The organism is Nocardia sp. NPDC051911 (assembly GCF_040681035.1).
GTDB lineage: Bacteria > Actinomycetota > Actinomycetes > Mycobacteriales > Mycobacteriaceae > Nocardia > Nocardia sichangensis.
The window spans coordinates 1-1,260 of sequence record NZ_JBFAXY010000113.1 but is presented as its reverse complement, the minus strand read 5'-3'; the positions used below and the strand labels follow the sequence as shown (position 1 = coordinate 1,260).

The window sequence follows — 1,260 nt, the reverse complement described above, 5'->3', positions numbered from 1 at the left end:
CACATTCCCGCGGGAGACACATACCTCAGCCTCCCATTCACAACCACCGACCACCCACAGATCAACTGCGACAGTAATTTACGGACAGGCCCCGGCCGTGCCGGAGTACTGACGCTGCACCCCGGCCGAACGCAGCCCCTTCCTCAGAAACCCCGTGTCATCGGCGATCAGCACCGCGTCCCGGTCACCGAGCCGCTCGGCCACATACGCGCGCACATCGTCACGGACACCATCGATATCCCAGTCCGCCCGCCGCAGCAACCGCTGCATCCCGTCCGGGCTCACCTCACCGGCCCGCTCGGCCAACGTCCACCCGTTCTTACGCTCCAACCCCGCCACCAACCCAGCCACATAATCCCGAGCCCTGCCCCGCGGCTCCGACCTCGTGAACCGCCCACCGATCCTCCCCAACAACGAATCCAACTCCGCTGCAACCACATCCATCACCACGCAGGCACGATAACCAAACCGAGTGCCGTTGCAGTACTAAGAAGCTCCCGCCGACGATGACGACAGAGGAGGCGGAGACCAGGTCGGTGGCCAGTTGTCGGCAGTCGTGGTGGGTGCGCAGCGTGCGTTCGATCTGGTCCGGTGTGCCGATGCGACGGGCGCGTGCGCTGCTCGCTATGACCAGGCCGTCGAAGGGCACCGGCCCGCCGTCCGTCTCGACCACGCGTGCTCGCAGGTCGACGCCTCGAGCGGGGGTCCGCAACCGAAGGTCGGCCGCCTCCCCGAGGGGGGCCAGCGAGGCGTCGTCGACGGTCTCAGTGCCGCACAACACGGCCTTCGACAGCGGAACCCTGCTGTAGGCCGGCCGGTCCTCGTCGCTGAGCACCGTCACCGCACCGTCGTCCCCCTCGGCACGCAGCGTGCTCACGACCGTGAGCGCGGCGATGGAGCCGCCAACGACCACGACACGGCGGAGGGTCACGCCTCCACCTTGATGGCTGCGACCGGGCAAGAGCGTGCGCCGGCTTCCGCCTTCGCCGTCAGGCTGGCGGGGACGTCCGGCAAGAAGCTTGCGAGCCTGCGCCGATCGACACCTGGACGTTACGAGACTGCAGATCCCAAATACGTCGATCGGTGATCTAACAAGTCAGAAGTCTAGCTGCCGGTCGAAGTCCGGGACGGTCAGTGCGACGTGGCGCAGGTGCGTCAGCAGAGTGGGGGGTGCGAACTCATGGCCCGCACGCTATGAGTCGCCGGACTGCTCAGGAAGGGCGTCTCCGGCATGCCTGGTATGCCTGCGTCCGGCAGGCC

General features: G+C 67.1%; 1 protein-coding gene and 1 pseudogene. Both read right to left on the bottom strand.

Features of this window, described 5'->3' with window-relative positions:
* Positions 1-90 precede the first annotated feature (90 nt).
* A pseudogene (locus AB0L97_RS38655) lies at positions 91-438 on the bottom strand (transposase); the annotation flags it as partial.
* Positions 320-931 (bottom strand): FAD/NAD(P)-binding oxidoreductase, encoded by a 612-nt coding sequence (locus tag AB0L97_RS38650; protein WP_364440032.1) that lies wholly within the window; start codon positions 929-931, stop codon positions 320-322. The pseudogene AB0L97_RS38655 and the gene AB0L97_RS38650, both read right to left, overlap by 119 nt.
* Positions 932-1,260 lie beyond the last annotated feature (329 nt).